Origin of the sequence: Methylobacterium iners, from assembly GCF_022179305.1 — a bacterium.
GTDB classification, from domain to species: domain Bacteria; phylum Pseudomonadota; class Alphaproteobacteria; order Rhizobiales; family Beijerinckiaceae; genus Methylobacterium; species Methylobacterium iners.
On record NZ_BPQP01000006.1, the window covers coordinates 141,441 to 153,692 of the forward strand.

15 protein-coding genes and 1 riboswitch are annotated in these 12,252 nt (G+C 70.0%); of the genes, 7 read left to right on the plus strand and 8 right to left on the minus strand.

The annotated features are described in order from the left end of the window. Positions 1–214 precede the first annotated feature (214 nt). The gene (locus MFF55_RS02475; protein ID WP_238242490.1) at positions 215–1,072 is read left to right on the plus strand and encodes a type 1 glutamine amidotransferase; all 858 of its coding nucleotides are present in this window, start codon (positions 215–217) and stop codon (positions 1,070–1,072) included. 6 nt (positions 1,073–1,078) lie between these two features. Here MFF55_RS02475 and MFF55_RS02480 read toward each other — a convergent pair whose 3' ends face one another. The 3 genes from MFF55_RS02480 to MFF55_RS02490 all read right to left on the minus strand — a co-directional run bounded on the left by MFF55_RS02480 (position 1,079) and on the right by MFF55_RS02490 (position 3,569). Continuing rightward, the gene (locus MFF55_RS02480) at positions 1,079–2,167 is read right to left on the minus strand and encodes an acyltransferase family protein (RefSeq protein WP_238242491.1); all 1,089 of its coding nucleotides are present in this window, start codon (positions 2,165–2,167) and stop codon (positions 1,079–1,081) included. Positions 2,168–2,300: 133 nt separating this feature from the next. Next, complete coding sequence (locus MFF55_RS02485) at positions 2,301–2,675, minus strand: restriction endonuclease (RefSeq protein WP_238242492.1); 375 nt, start codon at positions 2,673–2,675, stop codon at positions 2,301–2,303. Between the two features lie 57 nt (positions 2,676–2,732). Continuing rightward, entirely contained in the window at positions 2,733–3,569 is an 837-nt protein-coding gene (locus tag MFF55_RS02490) for an alpha/beta hydrolase (protein ID WP_238242493.1), read from the minus strand. Positions 3,570–3,712: 143 nt separating this feature from the next. On the opposite strand from MFF55_RS02490, the gene MFF55_RS02495 reads away from it, so the two are divergent. Next, on the plus strand, positions 3,713–4,483 hold the full coding sequence (locus MFF55_RS02495) for a site-2 protease family protein (protein WP_238242494.1): 771 nt from the start codon (positions 3,713–3,715) through the stop codon (positions 4,481–4,483). Positions 4,484–4,633: 150 nt separating this feature from the next. Further along, positions 4,634–4,843 (plus strand): hypothetical protein, encoded by a 210-nt coding sequence (locus tag MFF55_RS02500; RefSeq protein ID WP_238242495.1) that lies wholly within the window; start codon positions 4,634–4,636, stop codon positions 4,841–4,843. 273 nt (positions 4,844–5,116) lie between these two features. Here the strand turns inward: MFF55_RS02500 and MFF55_RS27060 are convergent, their stop codons facing one another. Next, positions 5,117–5,251: a hypothetical protein gene (locus tag MFF55_RS27060; protein ID WP_373874697.1), complete on the minus strand. Its 135-nt coding sequence runs from the start codon at positions 5,249–5,251 to the stop codon at positions 5,117–5,119. A 23-nt stretch (positions 5,252–5,274) separates the two neighbouring features. Here MFF55_RS27060 and MFF55_RS02510 point away from each other — a divergent pair, with 23 nt between their 5' ends. From MFF55_RS02510 to MFF55_RS02520, 3 genes are all read left to right on the plus strand, one after another. Continuing rightward, positions 5,275–5,574 carry a hypothetical protein gene (locus MFF55_RS02510; RefSeq protein ID WP_238242496.1) on the plus strand — a complete coding sequence of 100 codons (300 nt, stop codon included), beginning with the start codon at positions 5,275–5,277 and terminating at the stop codon, positions 5,572–5,574. Positions 5,575–5,601: 27 nt separating this feature from the next. Continuing rightward, positions 5,602–5,709, plus strand: a riboswitch (TPP riboswitch). Positions 5,710–5,776: 67 nt separating this feature from the next. Beyond that, positions 5,777–7,669: a phosphomethylpyrimidine synthase ThiC gene (thiC, locus tag MFF55_RS02515; protein ID WP_238242497.1), complete on the plus strand. Its 1,893-nt coding sequence runs from the start codon at positions 5,777–5,779 to the stop codon at positions 7,667–7,669. Between the two features lie 17 nt (positions 7,670–7,686). Next, positions 7,687–8,163, plus strand: a complete 477-nt coding sequence (locus MFF55_RS02520) for a VOC family protein (RefSeq protein ID WP_238242498.1) — start codon at positions 7,687–7,689, stop codon at positions 8,161–8,163. 243 nt (positions 8,164–8,406) lie between these two features. Here the strand turns inward: MFF55_RS02520 and infC are convergent, their stop codons facing one another. Together infC and MFF55_RS02530 are read right to left on the minus strand one after the other, a co-directional pair. After that, entirely contained in the window at positions 8,407–8,928 is a 522-nt protein-coding gene (gene infC / locus MFF55_RS02525) for a translation initiation factor IF-3 (RefSeq protein WP_238242499.1), read from the minus strand. Positions 8,929–9,116: 188 nt separating this feature from the next. After that, positions 9,117–10,346 carry a glycosyltransferase family 4 protein gene (locus MFF55_RS02530; RefSeq protein WP_238242500.1) on the minus strand — a complete coding sequence of 410 codons (1,230 nt, stop codon included), beginning with the start codon at positions 10,344–10,346 and terminating at the stop codon, positions 9,117–9,119. A 158-nt stretch (positions 10,347–10,504) separates the two neighbouring features. Between MFF55_RS02530 and MFF55_RS02535 the strand changes: the two genes are divergently transcribed. Next, positions 10,505–11,278 (plus strand): alpha/beta hydrolase, encoded by a 774-nt coding sequence (locus MFF55_RS02535; protein WP_238242501.1) that lies wholly within the window; start codon positions 10,505–10,507, stop codon positions 11,276–11,278. Here MFF55_RS02535 and MFF55_RS02540 read toward each other — a convergent pair. Both MFF55_RS02540 and MFF55_RS02545 read right to left on the minus strand, forming a co-directional pair. After that, positions 11,265–11,549: a BQ00720 family protein gene (locus MFF55_RS02540; protein WP_238242502.1), complete on the minus strand. Its 285-nt coding sequence runs from the start codon at positions 11,547–11,549 to the stop codon at positions 11,265–11,267. The two genes, MFF55_RS02535 and MFF55_RS02540, sit on opposite strands and share 14 nt — an antisense overlap. A 79-nt stretch (positions 11,550–11,628) precedes the next feature. Further along, entirely contained in the window at positions 11,629–12,063 is a 435-nt protein-coding gene (locus tag MFF55_RS02545) for an Hsp20 family protein (protein WP_238242503.1), read from the minus strand. Positions 12,064–12,252 lie beyond the last annotated feature (189 nt).

Sequence of the window (12,252 nt, forward strand, 5' to 3'; positions counted from 1 at the left end):
TCGCCGCGAGGCCCGGTTCAGCACGGTAAGTGCGGCGGGTTTAAGGGTTCCTAAAGCATGGGACGACGGCGCCCCCTCGGGCGCGCTCGCGACGGCCCCTGCATGCGTCCACGCGTCCCCGACCTCGGCCGGAACAGGACGTGCCGGGGCAGGTTCCCCCTCCCTTTTCGGCCGCTCGGCGCGTTTCGGGCGCCTGGCGCATGGGACCCCGCAGATGCTCCATCTTCTCGTCGCGGACGGCAACGACCGCGAGGGCCGTGCGCGACGTGCGCAAGCCACGGGGGAGAATTCGGCCGAGGCCTATGCGGGGATCCTTCGCGAAGTGGCGCCGGACGCGGTCTGCACCCTCGTCGAGCCGGCGGATTCCGACGCGGGCCTTCCGCCGGGGGAGGGCCTCGGCGGGTTCGATGGCGTGGTCTTCACCGGCTCGACGCTCCACGTCACCGATGACCTGCCCGCCGTCCGGCGCCAGATCGAGCTGATGCGGGTCTGCCTGGACTCCGGCCTTCCCGTCTTCGGTTCCTGCTGGGGCGTGCAGGTCGCCGCGGCGATCGCCGGCGGCCGGACCGGGCGGAATCCGCGCGGGCCGGAATACGGCTTCGCCCGCGACCTCTCGCCGACGCCGGCGGGGCTGGCCCATCCGCTCCTGGCCGGACGCCCCTCGTCCTACGACGCGCCGGCCATGCACCTCGATGCCGTGATCGAACCGCCGCCGGGCGCCGTCGTGCTCGCCGGGAACGCGCTCCTCGACGTCCAGGCCATCGAGATTCGCCACGGTGCCGGTCTCTTCTGGGGCACGCAGTACCACCCGGAGCTCGACCTCGACGATCTCGCCGCGATGCTGCGGCTGAGTGCCGGCGAGGTAGTCGAGGCGGGTGTCCGGCCGGACGCGGCGGCCGTGGGCGCCTACGCGGACGAGCTCTGCCGCATCGCCGAAGCGCCTGAAGGATCGCCCGAGCTCACGCAGCGCCACGAACTCGGACCCGAGATCCTGGAGGACGCGCGCCGTCGCCGCGAGATCACGAATTTTCTGGACGTCCTCGTGCGGCCGCGGGCGCAGGCGATGCGCTGAAGGCCGTCAGGCGGGCGTCAGCGCGCTCCGCGCCTCGGGCCGGGGGCGCTCGGCCACGTGGAGGAACCCGGGCCGGCGGAACAGGAAGGAGAGGGGGCCGTGCCGGACGAGCCGCTCCAGGGCGAGCGGGACCAGCACCGCCACCGCCGTGACGACGAGGCTCGCCACGCCGACGTCCACGATCGTGTCCGTCTTCACGATCAGCGACCGCGTGAGCGCCATGGGCAGGAAGAAGGCGAGGTAGATCGCGATCGATCGCTCGCCGCAGGTCCGCAGCGCCGCGGTGAGGGGACCGCCGGCCCGGGTCAGCAGCGCCGCGGTCGCGACGATCGCCAGCGACCCGGCCCCACCGAGGACGAGGCTGATCCCGGGCAGGCCGGCCAGCGTCGGGTAGGCCGGGAACCCGGACGGGGTCAGGGCGGCGATGCCGTTGACGACGGCCCAGAGGGCGAGGCCCGCGAGGGCCAGGCCGGCATGGCGGCGCGTGCGGTCGGCGAAGGCGAAGATCCGTTCCGCGAAGAGGTAGCCGGCGACGAACCAGACGTAGCGGGCGCAGAACTCCTCGACGAGGTACGAGGAGGTCTCCAGCGGGAAGGTCTGCAGGAAGGCCGCGAAGGCGAGGAGAAGGGGTCTGCTCACCGGGCGGAGCAGCTTCGTCACCACCGAGAACACGGCGAGCAGGTAGATGAACCACAGGGTCGAGTAGGGCTCGACGAGCGCCTCGACGAGGTGGCCGAGGAAGGCGCCCGGGCCCCCATCCCCAGCGATCTGGCCGTACTTGGCGAGCGACTGCAGCACGACCCAGAGCAGGTAGAAATAGGCGAAATGCACGACGCGGCGGTCGGCGAAGAGGCGCCAGTCGCGGTCGATCACCCGCCCCAGGAACAGGCCCGAGAGCAGGAAGAAGTCGGGAATCCGGAAGGGCTTGGCGAAGGCCACGACGGTGTGCAGGAAGCCCTCGCCGCCCATCGCCTCGCCGGTGCCCAGCGTCGAGTGCATCATCACGACGAGGACGATGCAGAGGCCCTTGGCGACGTCGACCCAGGCGAGCCGGCCGGCTTCCCGCATGCTGAGCGATGGCTCCTGAGCCGTCATGGTCCCGTCCCTGCGCGATGGCAGCGGGCACCCTCGCGCGGCGATCGTGAAGAGGCCGTATGCGCCGTCGTCGAGGCGGCGCCTTATCGCCTGTCATGCGGAACGCGGCGTTAACGGAGCGGCGCCAAATGCCTCAATGCGGCTTGCGCCTGGCGTCGCGCCGGCCGCGGGTCATGCGCGTGGCGGCGTGGAAGTCGTCGGGCTTGGTGCGGACCCAGGCGAGGAAGCGGGCGATCTCGGGGTCCTCGCGGAGCGCATCGACGTCGGCGAGGCGGCGGGCGATCTCCGCCTCGCTGTAGCGGGCATGGATCGCCGAATGGCAGATCTGGTGCAGGCGCACCGTGCCGGCGCGGGCGCCGCCCTTCAGCTTCGGCGTGAGGTGATGCAGGCTGGATTTCGCGCGCTTCGGGATGGGGCGCTCGCAGAGCGGGCAGACGATCGTCGCCTCGCGGGCCGGGCCGTGCGTGTCGGGGTCGTCATCGCGCCAGAGCCGGGAGCGTCGTCCCAAGAGCCTGTCCTCCACCGCTCCGGTATATGGGAGCGGTGCCGGCGGGCGGGAAGCGCGTCAGCGTGCGCCGGCCTGCGTGGCGGTGGCGCATCCGGCCCTCGCCGCGGGCCGGAACCGGCGCTCCGCCTCGATGTCCAGGGTCCCCAGGATCGAGACGTGGTCGCCCGTCAGGACCGAGAGGCGGGCGGCCGGACCCGCCGCCTCCGCGAGCTTGCGGGCGAGCTTGAGCGGAATGACGGGATCCTTCGTCCCGTGGACGATGAGGACCGGGGCGCTCGCCCCCGCGATCCGCAGGTCGGACCGGAAGGTGTCGCGCAAGAGCCAGCCCGGCGCGAAGGGAACCAGCAGGCGCACGAGGTGGGCGAGCGAATCGAAGGGCGCCTCGAGGTAGAGGCCGAGATGCGGCCGGCTCTCGCCGACCGCGACGGCGACCGCCGCGCCGAGCGAGTGGCCGTGCAGCAGGATGCCGGCCCCGGGCGCCCGCCGCGCCACCTCGCGATAGGCGGCCTCGCCGTCGGCGATGAGCCCGGTCTCGCTCGGGCGTCCGGTCGATCCCGGATAGCCCCGGTAGGCGATGGCGAGCACGCCCCAGCCCTGCGCCGCCCAGGGCGCTTCGAGGAAGCGCTTCGCGTGCGCGTCGGGGCGGGAGGCGTTGCCGTGGAAGCTGAGCACGACGGCGCAGCCGGGCTCCGGCGCCCGCCAGAGGCCGAACAGGCGCTCGCCGTCCGCGGTCCCGATCGCGACCGGCTCGGTGCCTGCCGGGACCCGCGGGCTCACCTGGCGCAGGGCCGCCTCGTAGGCGCCGGGATAGATGAGGCGGCGCTGGGAGGCCGCGAGCCCGAGCAGGGCGGCGGCGACCAGCCCGACCAGGACGAGGGGGATCAGGAGGCTCATGCACGCTCGATGGGACAGCCGGTGGTGGAACACCGAGACCTCTTCGCGGGTGGAATGTGGCGTGGCCACGGTGGTAAGGGGGCGGACCATCGGTGTCACGAGCGCGGTTCCGCCGCACTTGGCAGAAGGGAAGGGGCGGTCGCTTGATCGAACCGAGTGAGGCGCGCATCGCCAGCCCCGTCCAGGGGCCGAGCATCAACTTCCTGCTGATCGCCCTGATCTTCACGGCCCTCGGCGTCGCCATCGGCACCGGCTCGGCCGCGGGCTCGGGGGCGGCCTTCGTGTTCGTCATGGCCGGATGGGTGCTGAGCCTGTGCCTGCACGAGTTCGGCCACGCCTTCGTGGCCTGGCGGGGCGGGGACACCGACATCCCCGCCACCGGCTATCTCAGCCTCGACCCGCGGCTCTACGCCGATCCCCTCAGCACTATCGTCCTGCCGCTCGTCTTCACCATCCTCGGCGGGATCGGGTTTCCGGGCGGGAGCGTCTTCGTCAACCGCGAGCGCCTGCGCGGCCGGGTCTGGCAATCGGCGATGTCGGCGGCGGGGCCGGCGATGAACGTCCTGTGCCTGCTGTTCCTGATGCTGCTCTATCGTCTCTCGGGCGAGGATTCCGACACCCTGCGGGCGGTCATCGCCGTCTCGGCCCTGTTCCAGGGGACGGCCATCGTCCTCAACCTCCTGCCGATCCCAGGCCTCGACGGCTACGGCATCCTGCGGCCCTGGCTGCCCGCGGCGGTGGTCGCGTCCGGGGACCGGCTGGCCCTGTATTCGGGGCTTGTTCTGACGGGGCTGTTCCTGTTCTCCAGCGCCTTCGGCCGGACGCTGCTGCGCGCGAGCCTCTACCTCACGACGCTCCTCGGCTTCGGGAGCGCGGATGTCGGTGCGGGATACAATCTGATCCGGCTCTGGTGAGGCGACATCGCTGGACGCGCCGGCCGGCTTTCGCCGGTCGTGTCGCAGTCTGAAATCCGAGGCTGATTGAGCGCGGTCAGCGTTCCCGCCTCGTTCCCTCGCACCGCTCCGTCGCCTCACGTATGCTTAGCGTCAAGCATGGGACGGACGATGCACACGTACAAGGTGACGGTTCGAACGCCTTCGGGTGAACTCTCGGTGCGGCGCGACACGATCGAAGACGCTGTGGAAACGGCGCTCGTTCTGCAAAAGGAAGGGTTGGGGCAGATCACCATCACGCCGCCGGGTGGGCCTGCAATGGAGCTTGCCGCGCTCGCCGTTACTCCGCCTGAAGGCGGCAACGAGGCCAACTGGGCCTGAAGGCGAGAAGCGCCCAGCCGACGTTATCCGCGATGACGCGACGGCTCTGTTCCTCAGGCGTCAGCTTCTCGGCGCCGATCTCGGGAGCCCTGAGTTTGCTGGATGTCGTTGTCGCCATCGGGGCGGCCCTCGCGTTGCGTGGAGTGTAAGGCGACGCGATGCAGTCAGCGAAAAGCCGTCGGAGCGCACCCCGACGGCCAGGACTGTCTAGAAGTCGATTACGTCACCCGCCGACCGCATCACGCTAGCCTTCGGGCAACCTCCGCGCCGACGCTAGGTCGGCAAGCTGCGGAAGTGGCCGCAGACGTGTTCGAGCTGGCCGAACCGCCGGCGGACCGTGTCGGGGCACAGATCGTCCACGACGACGGAGCGGGCCTGCCCCGTGTCACGGTCAACAAGGCTCAGCACCTTGATCTTGCGATGATATGAGCTTGCCGCGCTCGCCGTCGCTCCGCCTCAAGGCGGCAACGGGGCCGACCGGGCCTGGAGGCGAGAAGCGCCCCACCGACGTTATCGGCAACATCTCGAAGGTGACGCGCATGCTCACGGAGGAGGAGCTGGAGGATCAGGGCGCCGCGCCTGCCGAGGATGAAGCTGCGACGGCGATGGGCCGTGAAGGGGCGGCGGCTCGCGCGGCGAAGATGGCGCCAGAGCGTTGGGCTACCGCAGGGCCGAGGGCCGAGCGGCCCGCACTTCAAACTCAGACGCTCCCCTTCCACCCGGACGATTGACAAACGGCGCCCGGCATCCGAGCCTGGAGCCATTCCGAGGGGAGCCCCGCACCGGGGGCTGAGATTGGGCACGGCGCCCTGACCCTTGAACCTGATCCGGTTCGTACCGGCGGAGGGACGGAAAATCTCGGTCGCAGGGTGCGCCGCTCCGCTCGACGCTCAGGCACGATCCGGGTCGCCTGCAACGCCAGGAGCCAAGCCCATGAACGCGCCCGTCCTCCCCAAAGACCTGCCTCACGGCCGCCCCCAGGCGGTGACCACCGGACCCATCGCCGGCTCCCGCAAGGTCTACGCCGCCTATCCGGGCCGGGAGGACATCCGGGTGCCGTTCCGCGAGATCGGCCTGAGCGACCCGAAGGAGGCGCCCGTCCGCGTCTACGACCCCTCGGGGCCCTACACCGAGACCGACGCGGCCATCGACCTCAGCGCCGGGCTGCCCAGCCTGCGCGACCCCTGGATCGCCAAGCGCGGCTACCCGGCCGTGGCGCCCCGCGCGGTGAAGCCGGAGGACAACGGCTTCGTGCCCGAGGACAAGCTCGTCGCCCCCTGTCCGGCCGAGCGCGCGGTGCGGAAGGCCGAGCCCGGCCAGATGGTGACGCAGTACGAATTCGCGCGCGCCGGGATCGTCACGGAGGAGATGATCTACGTCGCGCATCGCGAAAATCTGGCGCGCGAGAGCATGATCGCGGGCGCCGAATTGATCATCGCCGACGGCAACAGCTTCGGCGCCGCGCTGCCGCCCTTCATCACGCCGGACTTCGTGCGCGAGGAGGTCGCCCGCGGCCGGGCGATCATCCCGGCCAACATCAACCACACCGAGCTCGAGCCGATGGCGATCGGGCGCAACTTCCTGGTCAAGATCAACGCCAATATCGGGAATTCGGCCGTCACCTCCTCGGCCGCCGAGGAGGTCGAGAAGCTCGTCTGGGCGACGCGCTGGGGCGCCGACACGGTCATGGACCTGTCCACGGGCCGCAACATCCACAACATCCGCTCCTGGATCGTGCGCAACTCGCCCGTCCCGATCGGCACCGTGCCGATCTACCAGGCGCTGGAGAAGGTCGGCGGCGATCCGCTCAAGCTCGACTGGGAGGTCTTCAAGGACACGCTCATCGAGCAGGCCGAGCAGGGGATCGACTACTTCACGATCCATGCCGGCGTGCGCCTCGCCCACGTGCCGCTGACCGCCCGGCGCGTCACCGGCATCGTCTCGCGCGGCGGCTCGATCATGGCGCGCTGGTGCCTCGCGGGGCACCGGGAGAGCTTCCTCTACGAGCGCTTCGACGAGATCTGCGACATCATGCGGGCCTACGACGTCTCGTTCTCGCTGGGCGACGGCCTGCGCCCCGGCTCCATCGCCGACGCCAACGACGCGGCGCAGTTCGCCGAGCTTGAGACGCTGGGCGAGCTCACCAAGATCGCCTGGGACAAGGGCTGTCAGGTCATGATCGAGGGCCCCGGCCACGTGCCGATGCACAAGATCAAGATCAACATGGAGAAGCAGCTCACCGAATGCGGCGAAGCGCCCTTCTACACCCTCGGCCCGCTGACCACCGACATCGCGCCGGGCTACGATCACATCACCTCCGGCATCGGCGCGGCGATGATCGGCTGGTTCGGTTGCGCGATGCTCTGCTACGTGACCCCGAAGGAGCACCTGGGTCTTCCCAACCGCGACGACGTCAAGACCGGCGTGATCACCTACAAGATCGCGGCCCACGCCGCCGATCTCGCCAAGGGCCACCCGGCCGCCCAGGTGCGCGACGACGCGCTCTCACGCGCCCGCTTCGACTTCCGCTGGGAGGACCAGTTCAATCTCTCCCTCGATCCGGACACGGCCCGCGCCTACCACGACGAGACCCTGCCCAAGGATGCCCACAAGGTCGCGCATTTCTGCTCGATGTGCGGGCCGAAATTCTGCTCGATGAAGATCACGCAGGATCTCCGCGCCGAGGTGCTCGCGATGGAGGAGGCGGGCCAAGTGCTGGGCGAGGCCGAGCCGATGAGCGCCGAGGCGCGCGAAGCAGGGATGGCCGCGAAGTCGGCGGAGTTCCTGGCGGAGGGCGGCAAGCTCTACGTCGACGCCGCGGAGTAGCGCAGGGGAGCGCGGACATGGCGAAGGTCAGCACCTGTCTCTGGTTCGGCAAGGACGCGGAGGCGGCCGCTCGCCTCTACGTCTCCCTCGTGCCGGACTCGCGCATCGACCACATCCAGCGCTCGCCGGGTCCCTGGCCCGCCGGGGACACGGGCGACATCATCTTGATCGCGTTCACGCTCGGCGGGCAGAGCTTCCAGGCGCTGAACGGCGGCAGCCAGGCCGATTACGGCACGGCGGCCTCCATCTCGGTCACCTGCGCCGATCAGGCCGAGGTCGATCGCCTGTGGTCCGCACTCACGGCGGACGGCGGATCGGAGATCATGTGCGGCTGGCTGCGCGACCGCTGGGGCGTGCCCTGGCAGATCGTGCCGGAGATCATGCTGCGACTTTTGGCCGATCCCGACCCTGCCGTCGCGAGCCGCGCCTTCGCCGCGATGCAGGGGATGGTCAAGCTGGATGTCGCGGCCCTGGAGCGGGCGGCCGCGGGATGACGTCTGGCTATGAGTCCTGGTTTTTCGTAGCTGGGCACGCCCGCCCCGCTATTGCCTCAGTCATTCCGGGGCACCGAAGGCGAACCCGGAATCCATAACCGCCGAGAGCGATCCCGTCTGCCACGTCAGCGGTTCTGGATTCCGGGTTCTGCTAAGCAGCCCCGGAATGACGGTGATTGGCAGGAATTCGATCTTCGCCAAGTCTTCCCGGTTGCCGTCGCGCCCCGAACGGAGCAGGAACCCTCACCGAGGGGCCAAGATCATGATCATCTGGCGGCCCTCCAGCATGGGCTCGCTCTCGACCTTGGCGATCTCCTGCGTCTCGTTCTTGACGCGCTCGAGCAGGCGCAGGCCGATGTCCTGGTGGGCCATCTCGCGGCCGCGGAAGCGCAGGGTCACCTTGACCTTGTCGCCCTCCTCGAAGAACCGGTGCACGGCCTTCATCTTGGTATCGTAATCGTGCTTGTCGATGCCGGGGCGGAGCTTGATCTCCTTGACCTCGACCGTCTTCTGCTTCTTGCGCGCCTCGTTCTGCTTCTTCTGCTCGTTGAAGCGGAAGCGGCCGTAATCGAGAAGCTTGCAGACGGGAGGGACGGAGTTGGGCGCGATCTCGACGAGGTCGAGGCCCACTTCTTCCGCGAGCGCGAGGGCATCGAAGAAGGGGACGACGCCGCGGTTCAGGCCGGTATCGTCGATGAGCTGCACGTCGCGGACGCCACGGATGTCCCGGTTGGCGCGCGGCCCGTCCTTCTGCGGGGCCGGCATAGCTCTCATTGGTCTACGAATGGCTTTGATCTCCTGATGAAACGACGAAACGGCAGCCGATGGACGGCACCCTCACGGGCTGGTCCTGGCCACCAATCGCTCCCGGCCTCCGGGCCGATGTACCTTGGCTGAGATTGGCGACAAGTCAACATTCGTCGCGTGGTTTCGTTCGGTCGACCAGTGTCGCGTCAGCGCGATGGCGGGCCGGACAGCAACTCGGCATAGATCGCCAGGGTATCGGCGATCATGCGCTCGAGGGAAAAATGCGCCTCGACATGCGCCCGAGCGCGGCGCGCAAGGGCGTCGCGGGCGCTGGCGCCGAGGCCGAGCGCCTCGATGATCGCGTCGGCGAGCGCGGGCGCGTCGCCCGGCGGGACCCGCCAGCCCGTGCGCTGACTCGGCGCCGTGTCCGGCGGCGCCAAAACGGTCTCGGGCACGGCCCCGAGGTCCGAGACGACGACGGGGGTGCCGAGCGCCTGCGCCTCGACGGCCGAGCGCCCGAAGGCCTCGGGCTCGACGGAGGGCACGGCGACGACGGAGGCGGCGCGGAACGCGGCGGGCATGTCGGTGCAATGGCCGACGCGCCGGACTACGCCCTCGAGCCCGCGGGCGGCGATGAGAGCGTCGAGCTCGCGTTCGTAGGCGGAGCGTCCCTGCGGGTCGCCGGCCAGCACGATGGCGAGGTCGTTGAGCCCACGGTCGCGCATCAGGGCGGCGGCCTCGATCAGCACGCGCTGGCCCTTCCACGCGGTCAGTCGCGCGGCGAGCAGCACGACTCGTTCATGGGGCGCGACGCCCCAGCCCCGGCGAAGCGCCTCGACTCGACCTGCGCCGACGGCGGCCGGCGTGAACAGTGCGAGGTTCGTGCCGCGATGGATGACCCGGACCCGGTCGCCGGCCTGCTCGGGATGGAGCGCGCGAATGAGGCCTGCGGTGTAGTGCGAGTTCGCGATGACGACGTCGCCGCGCGCCATCACGGAATTGTACAGGACCTTGACCCCGGTCCGGCCCGAATAGCTGCCGTGATAGGTCGTCACGAAGGGAATGCCGAGGCGCCGCGCCGCGCCGAGCGCCACCCAGGCCGGAGCCCGTGAGCGGGCATGCACCACCTGGACGCCTTCTCGCTGACAGAGCCGGGCGAGGCGCGCCACGTTGAGGGCCATCGCGAGCGGATTCTTGGAGGCGGCTGGGAAGGGCAGCCAGACCCCGCCCTTGGCTTGGAGTTCGCCGACGAGGCGCCCGCCCTCCGTGGCAACGAGCGACCGGGCGCCCGCTGCGGCGAGTGCGGCGGCGACATCCACGGTGGTGCGCTCGGCTCCGCCGGCGTCGAGGGCCGGCACGATCTGCAGGATGGCGGCACCCGCGAGCGGGGCGGCCTCGCTGCGGAACCCGCCATTCGTGCGCATCTCGCCGGTCATGGCGTTTCCTTCCGCCCATGGCGCCCGGGTCGGCGCGAGCGGCTGTTGCCTGTGCTTGCGATCATGCCCTCAGCATCGCCCCGGCGCTTTACGGTTCGGTAAACGAAATGCGAAGGCGGCGCATCGAATCGGGCGATGCGCAAGGAAGAGGAGCCGGCATGGGCGAAGAGGCGATCCGGCTGACGGTCGGCACCGGTGCGGCGCAGCGGGAGATCGCGGTGAGGCTGCGCGCAGGGGAGGGGCCGCCCGTAGTCTGGCTCGGTGGGTTCCGCTCCGACATGGGTGCGACCAAGGCGCTCGCCCTCGACGAATGGGCGCGCGCGCGGGGACGCGCCCTCGTGCGGTTCGACTATACGGGGCACGGCGAGTCGGGCGGGCGCTTCGCCGATTCCACGATCTCGACCTGGCTTGAGGATACGCGCGCGGTCCTCGACGCCTTCGCGCAGGAACCGGCGATCCTCGTCGGCTCGTCGATGGGCGGCTGGATCGCCTGCCTGGCCGCGCTGTCGGCCGAACGGCCGCCGGCGGGCCTCGTACTGATCGCCCCGGCACTCGATTTCACCGAGGCGCTGATGTGGGCGCAGTTCCCGTCTGAGATCCGTGCGACCATCGAGCGAGAGGGCGCCTGGATGCGTCCCTCCGAGTACAGCCCCGAGCCGGTCCCGATCACGCGGGCCCTGATCGCCGACGGGCGACGGCACCTGCTTCTCGATCAGCCGATCGACCCCGGATGCCCGGTCCACATCCTCCAGGGGATGGCGGACCCCGACGTGCCATACGCGCACGCCCTACGGATCCTTGAGCGTCTGCCTGCGGCGGGCAGCGTCCTCACTCTGATCAAGGACGGCGACCACCGCCTCTCCCGGCCGCAGGACATCGCGCGGCTGGTGGGGGCGGTGGATTCGCTCGCTCGAGGGATCAGTGCAGGCTGACCGGCAGCAGATCGTTGGCCGTCGCGTTCGCGACAATCACGTCGCGGGAATCCGCGAGAAGGATCGGGGCGCCGCTGGCGGAGAGGAGCGCGAAGAGGTGGAGGCCCGGCGCGAGCTCCGGCGCCTGCGGAAAGAGGCGCTTCACCTCGTCCGAGCGGATCGGCCGGACATAGGCGATGTGGCCCTCGCCGAGAGCGGCGAGGTCGGCAGCCTCGAACTCGGCCGGATCGAGGTCGGCGCCGGTCAGCGGGTTGTGATTGAAGTCGGTCATGTCATGCCCTCCTTTCGAGGCAGAGCGTCATGTGAGGGAAAGCCCCGGCCCGCGGCGGCGTTCCCGAAGGTGCAGCGGGTCAAAGGTCGCGCGAGGCGATGGCGATCTTCCGTATGATCCGTTCCGGCTCCGGCCGGGTGAGGTCGATGGAGAGGAGACCGTTCGACAGGTCCGCCCCCATCACCTCCATTCCGTCTGCCAGCAGGAAGGCGCGCTGGAACTGCCGCGCGGCGATGCCGCGGTGGAGGTACTGACGCGTCTTCTCGTCGACTTGCCGGCCGCGGACGACGAGCTGGTTCTCTTCCAGCATCACGTCGAGCTGGTCGCGAGTGAACCCTGCCACGGCCAAGGTAATGCGGAGCCGCTCCGGCTCGTCCTCGGTGCGCGGCACACGCTCGATATTGTAGGGTGGATACCCGTCGTTTGCGGCTTTCGAGACCCGGTCGAGCGCCTGTTCGATCTCGTCGAAGCCGAGCAGAAAGGGATGCCCGAACGGAGAGGGTCGTGTCGTCAAGTCCGTGGTCCTTCGCGAAGCCCTTGAAAACCCGCCCTGGGGCGGCGCTCTCAGTCGAGGCACTTCGGTGTTCGGAGCCCGCCGATGCAGCACCCCTTCCGGCGATCGCTCGCCGGCCCGCTCGATATGGAGGTGGCCGCTGAGGGCATCAAGGGGAGCCTTGATGCTCCCTGCTGGTTGCCGAATGGG